Origin of the sequence: Mammaliicoccus sp. N-M50 (genome assembly GCF_022386995.1) — a bacterium.
Classification (GTDB): domain Bacteria; phylum Bacillota; class Bacilli; order Staphylococcales; family Staphylococcaceae; genus Mammaliicoccus; species Mammaliicoccus sciuri_A.
This window is the reverse complement of record NZ_JAJNJA010000001.1, coordinates 642,364-663,607: the sequence shown is the minus strand read 5'-3', so window position 1 is coordinate 663,607 and position 21,244 is coordinate 642,364. Positions and strand designations below refer to the sequence as shown.

Annotated in this window: 15 protein-coding genes; 11 read left to right on the top strand and 4 right to left on the bottom strand. The window is 31.9% G+C overall.

Going from position 1 to position 21,244, the window contains the following annotated elements; genetic code table 11:
* Positions 1-375 precede the first annotated feature (375 nt).
* The 9 genes from LQ622_RS03240 (at position 376) to LQ622_RS03200 (ending at position 13,540) form a co-directional block, all read left to right on the top strand.
* A complete protein-coding gene (locus LQ622_RS03240; RefSeq protein ID WP_126477203.1) occupies positions 376-990 on the top strand; it encodes a TVP38/TMEM64 family protein in 615 nt (204 codons plus the stop codon).
* On the top strand, positions 987-1,517 hold the full coding sequence (gene lepB / locus LQ622_RS03235) for a signal peptidase I (protein ID WP_103361877.1): 531 nt from the start codon (positions 987-989) through the stop codon (positions 1,515-1,517). Before LQ622_RS03240 ends, lepB (LQ622_RS03235) begins: the two co-directional genes overlap by 4 nt.
* Positions 1,518-1,536: 19 nt before the next feature.
* Positions 1,537-2,103 carry a signal peptidase I gene (lepB, locus tag LQ622_RS03230; protein ID WP_119651065.1) on the top strand — a complete coding sequence of 189 codons (567 nt, stop codon included), beginning with the start codon at positions 1,537-1,539 and terminating at the stop codon, positions 2,101-2,103.
* 96 nt (positions 2,104-2,199) lie between these two features.
* A complete protein-coding gene (addB, locus tag LQ622_RS03225) occupies positions 2,200-5,670 on the top strand; it encodes a helicase-exonuclease AddAB subunit AddB (RefSeq protein WP_239774705.1) in 3,471 nt (1,156 codons plus the stop codon).
* On the top strand, positions 5,667-9,305 hold the full coding sequence (gene addA / locus LQ622_RS03220) for a helicase-exonuclease AddAB subunit AddA (RefSeq protein WP_239748079.1): 3,639 nt from the start codon (positions 5,667-5,669) through the stop codon (positions 9,303-9,305). The genes addB and addA overlap by 4 nt, the downstream gene beginning before the upstream one ends.
* Positions 9,305-10,432 carry a DUF418 domain-containing protein gene (locus LQ622_RS03215; RefSeq protein WP_126477199.1) on the top strand — a complete coding sequence of 376 codons (1,128 nt, stop codon included), beginning with the start codon at positions 9,305-9,307 and terminating at the stop codon, positions 10,430-10,432. The genes addA and LQ622_RS03215 overlap by 1 nt, the downstream gene beginning before the upstream one ends.
* 76 nt (positions 10,433-10,508) lie before the next feature.
* A complete protein-coding gene (locus LQ622_RS03210) occupies positions 10,509-11,414 on the top strand; it encodes a fumarylacetoacetate hydrolase family protein (protein WP_037588862.1) in 906 nt (301 codons plus the stop codon).
* Between the two features lie 206 nt (positions 11,415-11,620).
* On the top strand, positions 11,621-11,965 hold the full coding sequence (locus LQ622_RS03205) for a YisL family protein (RefSeq protein WP_037588863.1): 345 nt from the start codon (positions 11,621-11,623) through the stop codon (positions 11,963-11,965).
* Positions 11,966-12,118: 153 nt separating this feature from the next.
* Positions 12,119-13,540, top strand: a complete 1,422-nt coding sequence (locus LQ622_RS03200) for an alpha-amylase family glycosyl hydrolase (RefSeq protein WP_239762373.1) — start codon at positions 12,119-12,121, stop codon at positions 13,538-13,540.
* A gap of 136 nt (positions 13,541-13,676) precedes the next feature.
* On the opposite strand, the gene LQ622_RS03195 is transcribed toward LQ622_RS03200, so the two are convergent.
* Genes LQ622_RS03195 through LQ622_RS03185 form a run of 3 tightly spaced genes read right to left on the bottom strand, consistent with a single transcriptional unit; the run spans position 13,677 to position 16,685 of the window.
* Positions 13,677-15,008: a CoA-disulfide reductase gene (locus tag LQ622_RS03195; RefSeq protein WP_159315240.1), complete on the bottom strand. Its 1,332-nt coding sequence runs from the start codon at positions 15,006-15,008 to the stop codon at positions 13,677-13,679.
* Positions 15,009-15,014: 6 nt separating this feature from the next.
* Positions 15,015-15,860: a DegV family protein gene (locus LQ622_RS03190; RefSeq protein ID WP_025905694.1), complete on the bottom strand. Its 846-nt coding sequence runs from the start codon at positions 15,858-15,860 to the stop codon at positions 15,015-15,017.
* Between the two features lie 12 nt (positions 15,861-15,872).
* Positions 15,873-16,685, bottom strand: coding sequence for a Cof-type HAD-IIB family hydrolase (locus LQ622_RS03185; RefSeq protein WP_037588866.1), 813 nt, complete (start codon positions 16,683-16,685; stop codon positions 15,873-15,875).
* A gap of 119 nt (positions 16,686-16,804) precedes the next feature.
* Between LQ622_RS03185 and LQ622_RS03180 the strand changes: the two genes are divergently transcribed.
* Positions 16,805-17,113: a metal-sulfur cluster assembly factor gene (locus LQ622_RS03180; protein WP_037588867.1), complete on the top strand. Its 309-nt coding sequence runs from the start codon at positions 16,805-16,807 to the stop codon at positions 17,111-17,113.
* 72 nt (positions 17,114-17,185) lie between these two features.
* Here LQ622_RS03180 and LQ622_RS03175 read toward each other — a convergent pair whose 3' ends face one another.
* Complete coding sequence (locus tag LQ622_RS03175; protein ID WP_159315239.1) at positions 17,186-17,878, bottom strand: Crp/Fnr family transcriptional regulator; 693 nt, start codon at positions 17,876-17,878, stop codon at positions 17,186-17,188.
* A gap of 170 nt (positions 17,879-18,048) precedes the next feature.
* Here LQ622_RS03175 and clpB point away from each other — a divergent pair, with 170 nt between their 5' ends.
* The gene (gene clpB, locus LQ622_RS03170) at positions 18,049-20,646 is read left to right on the top strand and encodes an ATP-dependent chaperone ClpB (protein ID WP_025905689.1); all 2,598 of its coding nucleotides are present in this window, start codon (positions 18,049-18,051) and stop codon (positions 20,644-20,646) included.
* Positions 20,647-21,244 lie beyond the last annotated feature (598 nt).

Here is a 21,244-nt window from a genome sequence, read left to right as displayed (position 1 = left end):
TTATCAGGCCGATAAATAAAAATAGCGACCCGAAAACGAGATTTCCAGGCCGATAAATAAAAATAGCGACCCGAAAACGAGATTATCAGGCCGATAAATAAAAATAGCGACCCGAAAACAGGATTTTCAGTCCGATAAATAAAAATAGCGACCTGAAAACGAGATTATCAGGCCGATAAAATAAAATAGCGACCCGAAAACAGGATCCTTATCTCCATAAACTATATTCCTCCTACTGAGCAATCATTACCTCCTACCAACCTATAAATTCCTTCTCATTCCTAAAGATACGACTTTTGTATGATGTCAATTTACTTTTCTATTTACACATTTATCGGTATAATTAATCTAAATTTAAGAAGGAAGTTGCGTTACATGTTAATACAAGATTTAATGAATTGGTTCAGTGAAGAGAATATTACTGAATTAATTGAAACGTTTAGATCGTTCGGGATATTCATAGCATTTTTATTACCTTTTATTGAGGCATTCTTACCGTTTTTGCCGATTATTCTCTTTGTTATTGCTAATGTAAATGCTTATGGATTATTGCTAGGTTTTATCATTACATGGGCTGGTACTGTTTCGGGAAGTTATATTGTCTTTTTAATCTTTAGATTAATTTCTAAAAAGCCTTTTATGAAAAGGATTATTGAACAGCCTAGAGTTGTAAGATTTATTCAGTGGATTGATGAACATGGGTTTGGACCACTGTTTATTTTGTTATGCTTTCCATTTACACCAGGTGCTTTAGTTAATATGGTTAGTGCGTTTTCAAATATTAGTAAACAAGTCTATTTAATTGCGTTAATTTTATCAAAAGCCATTATGATATTTACGTTAAGTTTCATCGGTGCCGATATAAATTCCTTTTTTGCAAGTCCTAAAAAGAGTATAATAGTAGTCGTGATTATATTTATACTCTGGCTAGTTGGAAAAGGCTTAGAAAAATATTTTGATAAACGCTTAAAAAATAGGAGTCAAAAATGAAAAAAATATTCGAATGGATAATTGCAATTATTATTGCGTTAGTATTATTATTTGCTGTAAGAACATTTTTATTCATCGGTTATGTTGTAGACGGAGACTCAATGAAACCAACTTTTCATGATAATGATAGAGTAATTGTTAATAAACTTGTTAAAAATTTTGGACAAATTAATAACGGTGATGTTATCGTATTTCATGCGAATAAAAATGCTGATTATATTAAAAGAGTTATCGGGTTACCAGGCGACACAGTTGAAATGAAAAACAACAAACTGTATATTAATGGTACTCATGTAAATGAGCGTTATTTAAATGATGATATAAAAACTGATGACTTCAGTACAAGAACAATTCAAGGATCTAAAAGTGATGTTATTCCTAACGGTGAATATCTAGTATTAGGTGATAATCGTAGCAATAGCAGAGACTCAAGAGAAATTGGATTTGTACATGAAGATGATATCGTTGGTACTGTGAATTTAAGATATTATCCATTTAATCAAATAGATGTGAATTTTGATAAATAATAATAATGAGGTGGCATTTTTGAAAAAAGAGATATTTGAATGGGTTGTGGCGATTGCAGTAGCAGTTGTATGTGTGTTATTGATACAAAAATTCTTATTTGTAACATATACAGTTTCTGGTGATTCCATGTACCCAACTTTAAAAAATAGTGAAAAAGTAATCGTCAATAAAATTGGTTATAAAGTAGGGGATATTGATAACGGAGATGTTATTGTATTCCACGCAAACGCAAATGATGATTATGTAAAACGTGTTATCGGTAAACCTGGTGACACAGTAAAATATGAAAACGACCAATTATATGTAAATGGTAAAAAAGTACCTGAAGAATACTTGAAAGCAAACAAAGCGAATAAGTCTCGTGATTTATTAACAGAGAACTTTGAAGTCAAAGATTTAGTGAATTCAAATGGAGTTAATAAAATTCCTAAAGATGAATATTTAGTCTTAGGAGATAACCGTGAAGTGAGTAAAGATGGCCGTTCATTTGGTTTGATTGATAAAGATGTCATTGTTGGTGAAGTTGCATTAAGATTCTGGCCAATTAATCAATTCCATTATAATTTTGACCCATCTACAAATTAATATAAAAGTTCTGTAACACCTTACTTTGAAATTAAGTGAGGTGTTCTTTTTATGTTAAAATAAATGAATAAGAGAACGTAAGGGAGGTAGAAATAAATGCAATTAAATGTATGGATTGGACGAAGTGGGACCGGGAAAACGAATCAAATGCTTAACCAAATGACAGAAGCTATGATTAAAGATCCATTAGGAGACCCAATTATATTTTTGACACCAACTCAAAATACCTTCCAATATGAACAAGCATTTGTTAAAAATCCTAATTTAAAAGGAAGTATACGTACTTCAGTATTCGGATTTGAAAGGTTAAGTTGGAGGGTTTTAAGTGATGAAGGCGGTCTTGTTGAACAACAAATTTCAGATGAAGCGTTAGAAATGCTTACATATCACTTATTACATACACATAAAAAACAATTAAATTTATATCAGTCTACCATTCAACATTATGGGTTTAGTCATAAAATGATGAATGAGATTAAAGACTTCAAGAAATATAATGTAAGTCCTGATGATTTATCACATTATATTGAACATAACGAAGCCATTCCTAAAAGAATGAAAGATAAACTTAGTGATATCGAAACAATATATAAAGCGTTAGAAGATCAATTAAACGGCCGCTATGTACAGGCAGAAGATGTCTTGTATAAATTAATTGAGAAAATTCCAAACTCAGACTACATCAAACAAGCCGATATTTATATAGATGGTTTTCATAACTTTTCAACACTTGAATACCGTGTTATTGAAGCCCTAGTTAAATATAGTAAGTCGGTTACGATTGGTTTAACGACAGATGGAGACAAAGATCCATTTAGCTTATTTAGAAAAACATCAGAATCTCTCAATCACGTTGAAGACATTGCGGATGCATTACAAATTAAGATTAATTATACACACTTTAAGACAACGGAACGATTCAATAACCAAAAAGTATTAAAGCATTTGGAAAGTCAATTTGATGCATTACTACCGAATACTATTGATAGTGAAGATTTGAAAATTATAGAAACATCCAATATGAGAGATGAAGTTCAATACGTTGCGAGAGAGATATTAAGACGTTCGAGAGAAGAACATCTATCTTACAAAGACATCGCGATACTTTATCGTGATCCAGGTTATGAGCAGTTGATTGAAACGGTATTACCACATTTTAATATTGCATATAATCATGACGCGAAAAAGAAAATGGCATATCATCCGTTCATTGAATGTTTAAGGTCTATGTTAGAAGTCATTCAAACTGGATGGAGATTTGAGCCTGTCATGCGCATGTTGAAGACAGGCATCTTAACAAGCCATATCCCAAATGCGCCATATTTAATTGATATATTAGAAAACTATGCATTTGAAAGAGGGATATCTGGTAAGAGATGGACGAATCCAGAATTTTTCACAGTTGAATCTTTTGAAAAACTCGGCAAAAAATCATTAAGAAAAGAAGAAGATACATTTATAGAAGAAGATAGAAAAACAGTGCAAAGTGTCATCGACTTGAAAGATTATGTTGTGAATCGAATTGAAAAATTGAACGAAGCTTTAGCGGATAGTCAAACAGTAGAAGACTTTACGAGTCGATTATATGGCGTTATCGAACAATTTGATTTACCTACGCACTTAATGACGATGCGCGATGAATTAGAAATAAAGCATCAGTTTGAAGAAGCGGAAGAAATTGACCAAGTATGGGAAGGCACAATTCGCATATTTGATGACATCGTAGAAGTGTTAGGCGATGTAAAGCTTTCTTTAAATGAATACATCGAAATATTGGATAGAGGATTGGATGAATTAGAATTCTCAATGATTCCGCAAACACTAGATGAAGTAACAGTCGGTAATATGGATTTGGCCAAAGTGGATAATAAAGAAATTGTATTCTTGCTTGGTATGAATGACGGTGTCTTACCGAAAGTATCTAATCAAATGTTGTTATTAACAGACGATGAGAAGAAAGAATTAGCAGCATCGAGCGGTTTAGAATTAAGCCCGACGAGTGATATTTTACAGATGGATGAAGCGTTTGTATGTTATATTGCGATGACTCGTGCTAAGAAAGAAGTTGTATTCACGTATAGTTTAATGTCCGATGGCGGAGAAATTAGAGAGAAGAGTCCATTTATCAACACGATTCAATCTCTATTTACAAACCTTGAAGTTCAATCACTGAAGTCAAATATAGAGCACAATCCTACCCAATTATTAGAACATGAACATCAAAGTCAAATGCATATATTTGAACATTTAAATGATTGGATGAATGATGAGATTGTTAATGATATATGGTTAGATGCGTATCATGCTTCATTAGATATTCATCATTTAGACCATACTGTTCAATTTTTAACATCAGCTTTAACGTACAAAAATGATACAGTCCAATTGAATACAGACGTATCCGAATCACTATATGGTCAGAAAATAAACGCCAGTGTATCAAGGTTTGAAACATATAATCAATGTCCATTTAAACATTACGTTTCACACGGTTTGAAATTAAACGAACGTACGAAATATCAAATTCAAAGCGTCGATATCGGTAATATATTCCACCAAACATTGAAATATATTTCAGATGAAGTAAATGGAGACTTTAGTAAGTTATCAGCAAAAGCCATGACTAAACTCATAAACGAAGCTATCGATGAAAGCTTGCCTAAAATTCAATTCGATGTACTACATCGTACTGCACATTATAGATATTTAAAATTACGCATCCAAAACATTTTGAAATCTACATTAGAAGCAATGAAGTATCAAACAAGTCATTCAAAATTCAAAGCTTATCAATTTGAATTAAACTTTGGTGCAACATCTAAACATCAATTAAAAACGACACCTTTAGCAACGAAACGTAAAATCCCAATTAATATTAGAGGTCAAATTGATAGATTGGACGTATATAAAGGTAAAGATAAAGATTATGTGTCCATTATTGACTATAAGTCATCTATGACAAGTTTAGATTTAACTAAAGTAATGTATGGCATGCAAATGCAAATGTTTACGTATTTAGATGTCGTACTGCAAAATAAAGCTTTGTTAAATCTACAAGATAATGTATCACCTGGTGCATTATTGTATTTCCATGTGCATGAACCTGAAATTAAAGCAACAAGTTGGGGAGAAATTCCAGAAGTAGATGATATTTATCAACAAACCATTGAAAAATTCAAAATGGATGGCTATGTAAATAGAAATCCTGAGGTAGTCGATGCACTTGATGATAAATTGATAGATCAATTAAAATCTGACATGATCCCTGTTACGAAAAAGAAAAATGGTGAATTAAATAGTTATAGTAAAGCTTTAGATGAAGAACTATTTTTCAAATTAATGAATAAAAATAGAGAAAACTTTGTTGAAACAGCTACACAAATTATGGATGGGCATACAGAAGTTTCGCCTATGCGCTATCAAAAGCGGTTACCTTGCCAATTTTGTGAATTTAAATCAGTTTGTCACATCGACCCTATAACTGATACAGAGCAATATAGAGAAATCGAACATACTTTAACGAAAGATGAAATCATCGATATGTTGAGAGAGGAGGCGGAAGAATGACATTGCCAGAAAAGCCGATAGATGCACAGTGGACGGATGATCAGTGGAAAGCGATATATAGCGAAGGGAAAGATATCCTTGTAGCAGCTGCAGCGGGAAGCGGTAAGACAGCTGTACTAGTTGAGCGTATTATTCAAAAAATCATGCGTAACAAACAAGACGTCAATAGGCTGCTTGTAGTTACCTTCACTAACGCAAGTGCGAGAGAAATGAAAGCAAGGGTCAATGCTGCAATTCAAAAAGAGAGTATTAAATATCCTGAAGATGAACATTTGAAGTCACAAAGAATTAAAATTCATCAAGCTCAAATTTCTACACTTCATAGCTTTTGTTTAACATTAATTAAATCACATTATGACACAATTGATATTGACCCAAACTTTAGAACTGCAAATGAAGTTGAGAGTATTGTCTTATTAGAACAGGCGATAGATGATGTGTTAGAAAGCTATTATGAAAAGAATGAACAAACTTTTTTAGAAATCGTTGAGCATTTATCCAATGACCGTTCTGACGAGCCTTTAAGAGCATTATTGAACCGTTTGTATCGATTTAGTATTGCACATGCAGATCCTTTCGCGTGGTTAAATGAATTGGATCAACCATATGAACAAATTGATGAAAATCATGCTTATTTTAAAATGTTTGACCAACTTATTTATCGTAAATTAGATAGTGCTAAAAATGCTTTGTATCAGTCAATTGATTGCTACCAGCATTTAAATGAAGTCGATAAACATGTGAAGTATTTAGAAGGTGAACGTATTTGGTTAGAGCGCGTATTTGAAGGTAGTAAGCCACTTGATCAAATACATTTAGATATGGCAGCAAAAAAATTACCGACAAATAGTGCGAAAATTAAGTCTGAAAATGAAGGCTCAGAGCAATTACTAGTACTAGGTAAAGACTATCATACAGCTTATATTGATCACTTAAAAGAACTGACTGAAGGTTATCTCAGCAGAAGTAGAGAAGATTTAATTCAAGATATGAAAGATATGGGACCAAGAGTGAAAGTGATTGCGGATATCACTAAAGATGTCATTCAATATTTCCAATCACTTAAACAACAAAAAAGAATTATAGATTTCTCTGATTATGAACATTTAGCTTTAGAAATTTTGACAGATGATGATGGTAATCCTTCAGAAATTGCTTTGCAATATCGAGATTACTTTGATGAAATTTTAGTAGATGAATACCAAGATACTAATAGAGTACAAGAGGCTATTATCAGCTGTATTAAACGTGGAGAAGAGCATAATGGTAACTTATTTATGGTTGGTGATGTGAAACAATCCATCTATAAATTTAGACAAGCTGAGCCAGAATTATTTATAGAAAAATATAAACGATTTAATGATCCGGAAATAGCATCAGGTGAAGTAATCGATTTATCTAAGAACTTTCGATCTAGAAAAGAAGTACTCGATAATACGAATTTTATCTTTTCACATATGATGGATGAAGTTGTAGGTGAAATTGAATATAATGATGAAGCTAAATTGTATTACGGTGCAGATTATGATTCACAACATACGCCACTAGAAATGGATATTATTGTCCAAGATTCATTTGAAGTAGAAGATAATAATCTTATTGAAGCAAAGGCTATTGTAGATAAAGTGCAATATATATTAGATAACAAACGCGTATTTGATCGAAAAACGCAAAGTTATCGACCAGCAACATTCAAAGATATAGTGATTCTTGAGAGAAGTTATAGTAACGCGATGCACATGCAACAACAGTTTAAAGAAGCGAATATTCCGTTTTATGTAGAATCGAAAAAAGGCTACTTCGAACAAAATGAAATTAGATTGATGCTTTCATTTTTACGTGTGATAGATAACCCGCTGCAAGATAAATATTTAGTCGGTGTTATGCGTTCGATAGCATTTCAATTTAAAGAAGATGAACTTGCTGAAATTAGAAATAAAGCGCCTCAAGAAATTTACTATATAGATTCTATTCATAAATATATGTCAAATCCAGAAGCGGATGCAGCGTTAGTAGAAAAGCTTAATCAATTTTTAACGCAATTGAAAGACTATCAAGCATATAGTAAGTCTGTCCCGGTATGGCAACTGTTGGATAAATTGTATAATGACTATTACTTAATTTCTTACTTTAGTGGCCTTACTGGTGGTGTTCAAAGAAGACAGAACTTATACGGCTTATTAAATAAAGCTATACAATTTGAAGCATCAAGTTTAAGAGGTATTTTCCAATTTATTAGATTTATCGATGAATTAATCGATCGTGGACAAGATTTCGGACAAGAAAGTGTTATAGGGCCAAATGATGATGTTGTACGTATGATGACGATTCATAGTAGTAAAGGTCTGGAATTTCCATTTGTTATTTATTCAGGTATTACACGCGAATTTAACCGTACTGAATTGAGAGAGCATGTTATCTTAAATAACCGATATGGACTAGCTTTAACATATTTCAATATTGAAAAAGAAGTCTCATTCCCTACATTAGCATCTATTATATTTAAAAATATCAATGAAACAGAAATGATTTCTGAAGAAATGAGATTGATTTATGTCGCATTAACGAGAGCTAAAGAAGGATTATATCTTATTGGTCGTGTTAAAGGTGATAAAGCACTCGAAAAAATTGGTCTCGTAAGTGCAGATCAAGATGAAATAATTGAATCTGAATATAGAGTGAAAGCGAAATCACCATTTGATCTTATCTCTTCAGTTCTAGCTAAATCGAAAGATAATGGTTTATCACACTCAATGCCATTTAAGTCTGAACGAAGTGAATCTTTTAATATCAATATCATACGTGACGAAGAACAAGATGAAGAACAAGATATCTCATACGAGAAACCAACGTTAGATACACTTATGAAATATAAACCTTCTGAGAAGAAGGATGAAATCTATAATCAGATGGTGTACAAATATCCGGATGAACAACTGTTAAATATTGCAGCAAAACAATCTGTTTCTGAAATTAAACGTCAGCGAGAAACTGAAGAAGCGGGTACGGATTATCAAATTGTGAGACAATATCAGCTTGGTACTAAATCATATGACAGACCTAAGTTTATGACTAAACAAAAAAGACAAAGTGCGGAAATTGGTACTTTGATGCATGCAGTTATGCAACACCTTCCTTTAAAGCAAGGAGGTTTATCTGTTGAAGATTTACAAAATCTTGTACACGAGTTGATGGATAAAGAAATACTTCCTGATGACGCTATGCAAGATTTAGATTTATCATTAATAGAAGTATTTACACATTCTGATTTATATAAAAGGTTAGTCAATGCAGACAAAGTCATGAGAGAGGTACCTTTTGTAGTTGGTCAAGATGATATCGATCAAGGTTTATCTTTCGATGTTTCTGAAAAAGATAATAAACCCATTATTCAAGGGATGATAGATTGTATTTTTATTGAAGGAGATAAAGTATCATTTATAGATTATAAAACAGATGCATTTATCGTTCGTAGAGGCAAAACAAAAGAAGAAGTAGCAGAAACGATGAAACAAAAATATGACGTTCAAATGCGTTATTATCAAAATACTTTAGAAACAATATTGAAGAAACCAGTTGAAGGTTATTTATACTTCTTTCAATATGGAACGAAACACATCAAGGAGAATCATTAATGGCAAAACAAAGAATATTTAGTATTGATGCATTAAGAGGGTTTAGTTTACTAGGAATATTACTTATGAATATTTTAACCTTTGCATATCCATATCAAATCATCAATCCGTTTGAGTTTTTTCAACATCAAGATGGTGCATGGTTTAAAATCAGTTCATTATTTATAATCGCTTCATTTTATCCAATATTTGCATTTTTATTTGGTTATGGTTTATCTATCATGTATCAAAATAGTTTGGATAAGGGATTAAACTATTATCCAATGATTACAAGAAGATTATTATTTTTATTATTGCTAGGTATCATTCATGGCGTGTTCATTTTTTATGGTGATATTTTATCAACTTATGCATTGTTAGGTTTAATTGCAATCATATTTGTGCGCTTAAAACCACAATATACATTAGTTGCACTATCAATAGGAATCGGCATATTTGTACTGTTATATTTACTGCCAATGATTTTATTAAAAGATGTCACGCAAATAGAAAGCTTCGTAGGATTACAAGAATTAGAAAGAGTTAATAATATATTATCAAGTGCTGATTATGTATCGATTATTGGCTTTAATTTGAAATATTTTGGTATGAATATTGCGAACGCCATTCTAGTAGGACCATTTTCTATTTTACCGATTATGCTATTCGGTATTTATGCACATCAAATTAATTGGTTTAACAAAATTAAACAATATAAAAATCTATATATGGTGATAGGGGTTGTTGTATTAATTTTAGGTTTAGCAATTAAAATGATTCAAATTGTGTTAGAAGGTTCAGTGACATCACAATTAATGAGTCAGATGATTGGTGGCCCAATTGTTGCATTGAGCTATATTATGTTCTTTGTGATCTTATGTGAAGATCAAACAGCTCGAAAAATTTTAACGCCATTACAATCAATCGGAAAACTAAGCTTAACGACTTATATTATGCAAAGTGTAATATGTATTATCATATTCTATGGTGTTGGGTTTAATTTCTATGGTAAGTTACCTGTCTTAACCATTTATATCATAGGTATTGTTATTTATTGCGTGCAACTTATCTTGAGTTATCTGTATTTAATGAAATTTAAACAAGGACCATTGGAAAAATTATGGAGAAAAGTAACATATTTAAAATAATCGATTGAAAAGCATGCGATTTATCTAAAAATTCGGTATAATCGAAATTAAGAATAAGAAGGAGTTGACAGAGTGAATGAAATTTTTAACTTTTAAACATAAAGATATCACTTCATACGGTGTGAAAGTAAAACGCGAAGAAGCGGTTTGGGATTTACGCAAAGTATTTGCAGACTTTGGAGAAGAAGGTTTTAATCCTAAGACATTATTAGAAGGTTTACAATTAAATATAAATGTTGATTTCCAAGAAGCAGTTCGTAAAGCAGTCGTTAAAGTAGAAGAATCTGCTGAGAAAGACGATTACAAATATAGCTTTGAGGATATCGAGTTTTTACCACCTGTAACACCTACAAATAATGTAATTGCTTTCGGACGTAATTACAAAAAACACGCTGAAGAATTAAATAATAAAGTTAATAGATTATATGTATTCACTAAAGCAGCATCATCTTTAACTGGTGATAACGCAGAAATTCCGAATCATAAAGATGTAACAGACAAGTTAGATTATGAAGGTGAATTAGGCGTTGTAATCGGTAAGCATGGAGAGAAAATCCCACGTGGATTAGCTTTAGATTATGTATATGGTTATACAATCATCAATGACATTACAGATAGAAATGCTCAAAAGGAACATGATCAAGCATTCCTTTCTAAATCATTAACAGGTGGATGCCCAATGGGTCCATATATCGTAACTAAAGATGAGTTACCATTACCTGAAGACGTTAATATTGTCACTAAAGTGAACAATGAAATTCGTCAAGATGGTAATACAAATGAAATGATCTTAAAAATCGACGAATTAATTGCTGAAATTTCTAAATATGTAGCATTGCATCCAGGGGATATCATTGCTACTGGTACACCGGCTGGAGTTGGTGCAGGTATGAACCCACCACAATTTTTACAACCAGGTGATGAAATTAAAGTTACAATTGATGGTATCGGAACATTAACAACATTCATTAGTGAAAAATAATTAAAGTGATAAATAAGAGTACCTTCTAAACCGAGTGTTAGAAACTTGGAATAGGGGGTATTCTTTTTAGTAGGACGAACATTTGAATAAATTGTGAATTATGCGCTAACTTTAATATTTGCTTTTGCAAAAATGGGCTTATTCTAATTGTTCCTATGTTATAATGCTATTGGAAAAGAAATATGAATATTTGGGGGGAACTAAATATGATACATTTCCATATTTTTAGCTGGTTAGTTACGATTATCTTATTCTTCGTTGTCTACATGAAAGTTACAAATAAACCAGTGCATATGGTCTTAAGATTATTCATGGTATTTACTTTAATTTCTGGTTTTGTTATTTTCATGCAAGCTATGGGAATTAACGGTATGCTATATGGTATTAAATTTATTCTTGGACTTGCAGTTCTTGGTTTAATTGAAGTGACAATTGCTAAGAAGAAAAAGAATAAAAACAGCCAAGGATTATTCATTGCAACAATTGTTGTAATGGTATTAACGATTTTATTAGGTAGTTATTTACCAATGGGCGTATTACACTTTGGTTAATAGCTACTTTAAGATCCATTCATGATTTTGTAATTACAAGACATGAATGGATTTTTTTATTGAATTTATTTATGACAATTTCATGTAGTTCTATCAGTTAAGTAAACGTTTTAGTATAATAGAATTAATTGGGTAATAAAGAGGGTTGAATAAATGAATAAATGGACAAAGATAATCATATCGATTATATTAATCGCACCACTTTTTAGTAGCTATGTTTTTGCGAAAGAGAAAGAATACGAGGATGTTAAATACCCTAGAATTTATAGTTTAGTGGTTGATCGTTTTATGAATGGAAATAACGACAACAATAAGATGGTTAAAAATAATAATCAATCGAATGATTTACCACTTGGAGGGGATTTCCAAGGGATTGAATCAAAGCTAGATTATATTCATGATATGGGATTTAATACGATACATATTTCACCAGTCTTTTCACATGATCAGAAAGATTTTTTAGGATATAAAGTGAAAAACTATGATGATATCGACAAAGTGCTTGGTGGAGAGAAAGCATTCAAATCATTAATTGATAAAGTGCATCAAAAAGATATGAAAATCATCGTTGATATGCCAGTTACATATACAGATGAATTTAAGCAATCTACAGATGGTAATTTAAACCAAATTCAAAAATCATACTTTAAAAATAATCAATTCATAGATTTGAAGAATAGTGAGAATCAAGGTATTTACAAAGCGAAAGTTAAAAATTTTGTAGATAAATATCATATCGATGGTGTTTCGATGAATATCGTTCAAGATGGAATAGATGCTGAGGCGTTTCTACCAGAAGGATTGGATACATACGGTATCATTAATAAAGACGGCATAAACGCTAAGAACTTCAAACATTTATCTACAAATGGTACACGTACCGCTATTCAAAATGCATTTAAAACTGAAAATACCGAAATTCCTGATTATAACCAAAAAGGTGAAGTACTCATTGCAGACACTTGGTTTACAGAACGTTTCACAAAGCATGCTGCAGATGAGAACAAATTCCCTGGAACACGTATCAAACAATTAATGACATATTTGTGGGGATATAAAGGTCCAGTTATGATGAACTATGGTACAGAAATAGCTGTAAACGGTTCGAAAATCGAAACAATCAATCAGCTACAGAACTTTAGAACGGATAAAGAAGTAATAAAATATTTAGAAAAAATTGCTGATACCTTTAAACAATATCAAGAATTGTATGAAGGTAAAGTTAAAGTATTGCCGCATGATAAAGGCACAAACTTGTTTTATTTTGACACAAATACAATTGATTATATCTTGAATATTAACGATAGCAGTAAGTCTAAAAAAGTCACATTAGATGATAAGGTTATTGAAAAAAATAAAATGCTATCTGGCCTTATATTAGGAGATAATATTAAAGGTAAAGATAATCGATATGACTTAATTACAGATAGAGAAGAAAGTGAACTATACGCAATTATTAATGAAAGAGGACTGAATAATAGTTATTTAGTTGCAGCAGTACTTGTAATCCTATTATTTGGATTATTTATCTTCTTAGTATCAAGAAGAAGTAAACGACAAAAGAATAATCAATAATATGTAAAGCTGGGACATCCGTGTCCCGGCTTTTTTCATTGTTAGAGGTAGTAGGGGTGTGTTTCTGGACCGATAAATAAAATTATCGACCCGAAAAACATCGTTTTCGAGTCGCTCTATTAAAATTCACATGCTTTTATTTTGATTGTGCTTTATAACCAATCATATTAACAATATCTTTTGGACTAGAGAATGGTGGTGCGTAAGCGATCTCTATATCACGGAGTTCGTCTACAGTTAGGTCTCCTATTATTGCTGTAGCTAAGATATCAATTCGTTTATCAGCACCATCTTTACCAACTGCACATGCACGTAATATTTTGCGTGTTACTTTATCAAAATAAACGCGTAATGTAAGTGGTTCGGCACTTGGATAATAGCCAGCATGTTGTTTTTGAGTTTGTTCAACTACCTCATAATCATAATTTGAGAGTTCACTTTCTGAAACACCAACACTACCTAATGCATAATCAAACATTTTTACTATATTTGTACCAAGTAAACCTTTGAAAGTAGCTTTAGGACTTGATGAATTTGATGTAATATTTTCGGCGATTAATGCTGCTGCTCTATGGGCACCCCAAGCTAAAGTGACACTAGTTGGTTTCTTTGTATGTCTATAGAATGTTTCAATCACATCACCTAATGCATATACATCATCTAAATTCGTTTCGAAATATTCATTTACTGGAATATAGCCTTTTTCATTTAATTTAAGTGAAGATGATTTTAACCAATCACTATTCGGTTCAATTCCGACACCAGTAATGACTATGTCATATGACTCTGTTTTACCGGATTTAAAAGTTACTTCTCGTCCTGAAATATCTGCAATTTCTTCATTTAATCTATAAGGAATATGTCGTTTTTCTAACTCATCAAATATGACTTTATTTAAATCTTTATCCATACTCTTATTAATGTGGTCGCTACGATGTATCAAAGTTGTCTCGATATTTCTATTATATAAGTTCTCCAAAATTTCTAAACTCACATAACCAGCACCGACAATTAATGCAGATTGGACATTTTCTTTTTGAATAAAGTCTTCTATTTTGTCAGTATCTACTAAGTTTCTTAAAGTGAATACACGGTCAGATTGAAAATCTAAATGTCTTGCACGACATCCCGGACTTAAAATGAGTTTGTCATATGCATCTTCAAAAATTTCACCAGTTTCATGATTTTTAATCGTGATTGTTTTTTTAGCATCATTTAATTCGATCGCTTCATGATAAGTTTTAATTGTAATATGCTTTTTGTCTTTAAATTGTTCAGGTGTTGCTGATAACATCATATCTCTATCTTCTACGACTTCTCCTAAATAATAGGGAAGGCCACAGTTTGCAAAGCTCATATCTCTATCTTTTTCATAAACTGTAATGTCGCTATCCGGATCAAGTCGTCGAATTTGCGATGCAACTGTTGCGCCTCCAGCAACTGCACCGATTACGATAATTTTAGCCACTTACCATCACTCCTTATAATAGAATATGGCGACTGTGCCACTACCAGTGTGTGAACATATAACTGGACCAATATTTGAAATGACAACATCTTTAGGTGAAAGATTTGATTGTATCAGTGCTTTAATTTTTTCTGCTTCTTCAATATCATCAGCATGTGTCATATAAATAATGTCATCAGAGTAATCACTATTTTCTTTTTTCATCTTATCTATAATGGCATGCCATAATTTTTTAGAACCTCGATGCTTCTCAATCGGAACAAGTTTACCTTCTTCAACATGAAGGAGTGGCTTAATATTTAATAAATTACCTAAAAATGCTTGTCCTTTAGAAAGTCTGCCACCACTAGCTAAATAGTTTAAATCTTTAACTGTAAATAGATGTCTAATTTTATCAATTCGCTCTTTAATATAAGCATCAAGCTCTTCAAAAGTATAGGACTGTTCAATTTTATCTTGTACATCGAGAATTAATTTACCGCATCCCATTGATGCACTTAATGTGTCATATATTGTTAAATCAAGGTCTGGGTATGTTTCTTTCACTTGTTCTTTAACTAAACAAGCTGTTTGATATGTCCCACTTAAAGCACTACTAAAAGCTAAGTAAATAGCTTGTTCTTTCTTTTCTGCAACTTCAGTAAATACTTTTGTCATTTGTTCCATAGTAGCTTGATTCGTCTTTGGATGTTTATTGTTTTTAATTGCTGCTAATACTTCTTCGTTTGAGATTTCATATTGATCAACTTTATTTTGATCATCAATGACAATTCCGAAAGGTAAGAAGTAAAATCCTTTTTCTTCAATTTGTGATAACGTTAAATCTGAACCACTATCCACGATCATTTTCATGTAAAAATCCCCTTACATATTTAAGTCAAAATGTTTGTTTAAGTATTTTCCGATACCATCATTATTATTAGTGTCTGTAACTTCTGTTGCAATTTCTTTAAGTTCTGGAATAGCATTTCCCATTGCGATACCATAATTGGCAAATTGAATCATTTCAAAATCATTATCTTCATCACCAAAAGCAATAATATTATCAAAATCTATATCTAAATATTCAGCGACATATTTTACCGCTTTACCTTTGTTAATACCCTTTTTAACAATTTCAATAACAGGAAATGGAGCGCCCCAACGACGATGTTCTATAAATTCAGCATAGTGCTTATTTAAATGTCTTTTAATTCGTGGAATCTCACTTTCTTCTGCTTGAATTAATAGACTCGTAGGAGATTCAGGAAGTAATTGATCAAGTTCTCCATATTTTATTTCAGGATTGCCCATGCTGAAACCTTCAAATAATGATTGATCATAGTTGTTGATATACACTTGGTCTTTAACTTCAGCAATAATATTTTTAATATCAAGTTGACTAATATCTTTATAAATTTTGTATGCGATACGCGTATCAAATTGTTCATGTTTCGTTGGGAACCTATTATCTGTTGGATGATGAATATAAGCACCATTGAAATTAATGATAGGGGTATTCATATTCATTGCATTGTAATAATCCACACTTGCTCGATATGGTCTACCAGTTGAAATCATAATTTCATGACCGGATTTTTTTAAATACTGTAATACTTTTTTAGTAAAAGGTGAGATGCGCTTTTCATCGTTTAATAATGTGCCATCTAAATCTAAACAAATTAAATGTTTTTCCATATCGATAACTCCTTACCATTTTTCTTTATGATACATACAATAATATCATATCATTTTCTTTAACCCATGCTTTAAATTTGATATATTATATATAGTAACTTTTAGAATGAGGTGAAAATATGGAAGAAGCAATGAAAGATAGTATTATCGGTGCACTTGAGAATGTAATTGACCCTGAACTAGGAATTGACATAGTTAACTTAGGTCTTGTATATAACGTTGACTTAGACGACGAAGGATTATGCACAGTAGAAATGACTTTAACTTCTATGGGTTGTCCAATGGGGCCACAAATTATAGATCAGGTTAAAACTGCATTAGCAGAATTACCTGAAATTAAAGAAACAGAAGTTAACATTGTCTGGAATCCACCTTGGGGCAAAGACAAAATGTCACGTTACGCTAAAATTGCATTAGGTGTAAGCTAAAAGTAATCAAAAAGCAGTAGAGCATCATGTTTAGAACATGCAGCTCTACTGCTTTTGTTGTTTATAGTTGTCTTATTCTATCCTACATATGGATAAAGGACAATTTTCGCAATTGATGGCTCTCTTTAAATAATCTAAGTCGTGTATGGTGATTTTCTTATGATTGATGGAGACGATTTTCTCTTTCTTTAAATTACTCAACATACGGTTAACACTTTCTCTTGTTACATTACAAAAATTAGCTAATTCATGATTGGTTAAATCTACATTTATCAAAATGTTATTACCATCTTGTATGCCATAAGTATTTGCTAATTTAATCAATATTGAATAGAATGCACCCGTTTTTCCAAGTGTGTAGACATCTCTAATTTGATATTCATTTTTTTCGTTTTCATTTTGTACCCACAGTAACCATTCATATTTAAGTACTTCATCGTTTAAAATGGCTTCTTCGAATTGTACTTTAGGAATACTAAATACGACAGCTGCTTCTTTTACTCTTGCTGAAAGGCTATGTGTCTTTCTTCCACAAAATAATGTTGTCGAACCGAAAATACTATGTCTGCCTAATAGTTTAGTATTAAATTCTTTCCCGTCTTCCATTACGCGATGTGTAATGACTTTTCCCTCTACAATTACATAAATATGATTACATAAGTCTCCAGTATGGTATATATAATGGTGGGCATCAAAATGGTGTCGTTGACCATGTTGAATAATATACTCAATAATTGAAGTTGCTTCTGTATATGTAGTTTGCAAAAGATCACTTCCCCTTATGATTTCAATTATAGTTTACCATAAAATGTCATAAAAAAGGTTTGTAATTTTGGTGCTTTATATTTGTCAAAGAAGGTCAAAAGGTATATAATCAAATTAAGGTCAAAGATAGTCAAACTATTGACCGTTGAAAATTTAAAGAGGTGATACATTTGGATATTAATCAGATGACATATTCCGTACAAAGTGCAATTGAACAAGCACAACAATTATCACAATCATATCAACTACAAAATATTGAAATAGAAGCTGTATTACTTGCAGCATTAAATGAAGATGAAAGTATTTATAAAAGAACGCTAGAAAGAGCAAATATTGATACAGAAATTTTAAAAGATAAATATGAACAAAAGTTAAAACAATATTCTGTAGTTAAAGGTGATAACGTCCAATATGGACAATATATTTCGCCAAAGCTTAATGAATTATTTAATAAAGCAGATAAAATTAAAGAAGAAATGCAAGATGACTATATGTCTATGGAGCATATCTTAAAAGCAGCTATCGAAGTTGACCAAACAACAATCGATATTGTAGGTAACAAAAAAGAAGTCGTTAATGAAATTATTAATAAAATAAGAGGAGGGAATCGTGTGACATCACAAAATCCTGAAGTACAATATGAAGCATTATCTAAATACGGTAGAGATTTAGTCGAAGAAGTTCGAAAAGGGAAAATGGATCCTGTAATCGGTAGAGATGAGGAAATTCGTAATACGATTCGTATATTAAGTAGAAAAACTAAAAATAACCCAGTATTAATAGGTGAGCCTGGTGTTGGTAAAACAGCCATTGTAGAAGGACTTGCTCAACGAATTGTTAAAAGAGATGTTCCTGAATCACTATTAGATAAAACAATTTTTGAATTAGATTTATCAGCATTGGTTGCTGGTGCCAAATTCCGCGGTGAATTTGAAGAAAGATTAAAAGCAGTCTTAAAAGAAGTTAAAGAATCTGAAGGAAGAATTTTATTATTCATTGATGAAATTCATATGCTAGTTGGTGCAGGTAAAACAGACGGTGCAATGGATGCAGGTAACATGCTTAAACCAATGTTAGCACGAGGTGAGTTACACTGTATCGGTGCAACAACTTTAAATGAATATCGTCAATACATTGAAAAAGACTCAGCATTAGAAAGACGTTTCCAAAAAGTAAATGTTAAAGAACCTGACTTAGAAGATACTATATCAATTTTAAGAGGTTTGAAAGAAAGATATGAAGTACACCATGGTGTTCGTATTCAAGATAGAGCGTTAGTAGCAGCAACTGAATTATCAGATAGATATATTACAGATAGATTCTTACCAGATAAAGCGATAGATTTAGTAGACCAAGCTTGTGCAACAATACGTACAGAAATGGGTTCTAATCCAACTGAATTAGATGCTGTAAATAGACGTGTCATGCAGTTAGAAATTGAAGAAAATGCACTTAAATCAGAATCTGACCAAAGCAGTCAAATTCGTCTAGAAGAATTACAAAAAGAATTAGCCGATGAAAAAGAAAAACAACAACAATTACAAAGTAAAGTTGAACAAGAGAAAGAACAAATCAAATCATTACAAGATAAAAGAGCAGAATTAGATGAAAGTAAACAAGCGCTTGAAAATGCAGAAAATCAATATGATTTAGCTAAAGCAGCAGAACTTAAACACGGCAAGATTCCACAAATAGAAGCAGAATTAAAAGAATTAGAAGAAGCATTTGCTGAAGAAACAGGCTCTGATCATGACCGACTTATAAGAGAAGTTGTAACAGATGAAGAAATTGGTTATATCGTCAGTCAATGGACAGGTATTCCAGTATCAAGACTTGTTGAAACTGAAAGAGAAAAATTACTTAAACTTTCAGACATTCTACATGAAAGAGTTGTCGGTCAAGATGAAGCAGTAGATCTAGTGTCAGATGCTGTTGTAAGAGCAAGAGCAGGTATTAAAGACCCAAATAGACCAATTGGTAGTTTCTTATTCTTAGGTCCTACTGGTGTCGGTAAAACTGAATTAGCTAAGACATTAGCAGCAACATTATTTGATTCTGAAAAACATATGATCAGAATTGATATGAGTGAATATATGGAAAAACACTCTGTTGCACGTTTAATTGGTGCGCCTCCAGGTTATGTAGGTTATGAAGAAGGTGGCCAATTAACAGAAGCGGTTAGAAGACAACCATATTCAGTTATTTTATTAGATGAAATTGAAAAAGCACACAATGATGTGTTTAACGTATTACTTCAATTATTAGATGAAGGTAGATTAACAGATGCAAAAGGTCGCAGTGTTGATTTTAAAAATACAATTATCATTATGACAAGTAATATTGGTTCACAATATTTATTAGATGGTGTTACTGAAAATGGTGAAATTGAAGAATCAGCTAAAAAACAAGTAGACGACAGCTTACATGCTTACTTTAAACCAGAAATATTAAACAGAATGGACGATATCGTACTATTCAAACCATTATCTATTAAAGATATGAGTCATATCGTAGATCATATTATTACAAACTTAAACATTCGATTAGTAGATCAACACATCAAAGTGAGTGTAGACCAAGATGTGAAAGAGTGGATAGCTGAAGAAGCATATGAACCACAATTTGGTGCAAGACCATTAAAACGATTTGTACAAAGACAAATTGAAACACCATTAGCAAGATTAATGATCGGTCAAGAATTAAAAGAAGGTACAATAGTAAACGTACACTTAGTAGATGGTGAAGTTAAATTTGAAGTAAATGCATAATAATGAATCCCGTCATGTAATTGGCGGGATTTTTTTGGTTATGTGTAAAAGGTAGTAATTAGCAAGTTAGGTGAGAAGTGCAAATACTGAGGTTGTTATTAGCAGTTTCGGTTAGAAGTGCAAATACTGGGTACGTTATTAGCAGTTTTGGTAAGAAGTGCAAATACTGGTATCGTTATTAGCAGTTTTGATTAGAAGTGCAAATAGTGGGTGCGTTATTAGCAGTTTCGGTTAGAAGTGCAAATACTGGGTGCGTTATTAGCAGTTTCGGTTAGAAGTGCAAATACTGAGGTCGTTATTAGCAGTTTTGATTAGAAGTGCAAATAACGAGTGTCTTAGTAACACTTCGGCCGAGATTTGTAACTATGGGTATCCTTAGTAACACTTCGGCCGAGTTTTGTAATTATAGCCGCTCTTAGTTACAGTTTAACCGAGTTTTGTAACTAACGCCCCCGTTATGAACAAGTTTGGTAAGAAGTGTTCACAACGCCCTCGTTATAAACAAGTTTGGTAAGAAGTGTTCGCAACGCCCTCGTTATGAACAAGTTTGTCGAGAAGTGTTCGCAACGCCCACATTCACACCATGAATATAACCTAA

Bases quoted from the DNA above. Each gene is read 5' to 3' on its own strand.
- LQ622_RS03240 (WP_126477203.1), top strand. From the start codon at position 376: ATGTTAATACAAGATTTAATGAATTGGTTCAGTGAAGAGAATATTACT.
- lepB (WP_103361877.1), top strand. From the start codon at position 987: ATGAAAAAAATATTCGAATGGATAATTGCAATTATTATTGCGTTAGTA.
- addB (WP_239774705.1), top strand. From the start codon at position 2,200: ATGCAATTAAATGTATGGATTGGACGAAGTGGGACCGGGAAAACGAAT.
- addA (WP_239748079.1), top strand. From the start codon at position 5,667: ATGACATTGCCAGAAAAGCCGATAGATGCACAGTGGACGGATGATCAG.
- LQ622_RS03215 (WP_126477199.1), top strand. From the start codon at position 9,305: ATGGCAAAACAAAGAATATTTAGTATTGATGCATTAAGAGGGTTTAGT.
- LQ622_RS03210 (WP_037588862.1), top strand. From the start codon at position 10,509: ATGAAATTTTTAACTTTTAAACATAAAGATATCACTTCATACGGTGTG.
- LQ622_RS03205 (WP_037588863.1), top strand. From the start codon at position 11,621: ATGATACATTTCCATATTTTTAGCTGGTTAGTTACGATTATCTTATTC.
- LQ622_RS03200 (WP_239762373.1), top strand. From the start codon at position 12,119: ATGAATAAATGGACAAAGATAATCATATCGATTATATTAATCGCACCA.
- LQ622_RS03190 (WP_025905694.1), bottom strand. From the start codon at position 15,860: ATGAAAATGATCGTGGATAGTGGTTCAGATTTAACGTTATCACAAATT.
- LQ622_RS03185 (WP_037588866.1), bottom strand. From the start codon at position 16,685: ATGGAAAAACATTTAATTTGTTTAGATTTAGATGGCACATTATTAAAC.
- LQ622_RS03180 (WP_037588867.1), top strand. From the start codon at position 16,805: ATGGAAGAAGCAATGAAAGATAGTATTATCGGTGCACTTGAGAATGTA.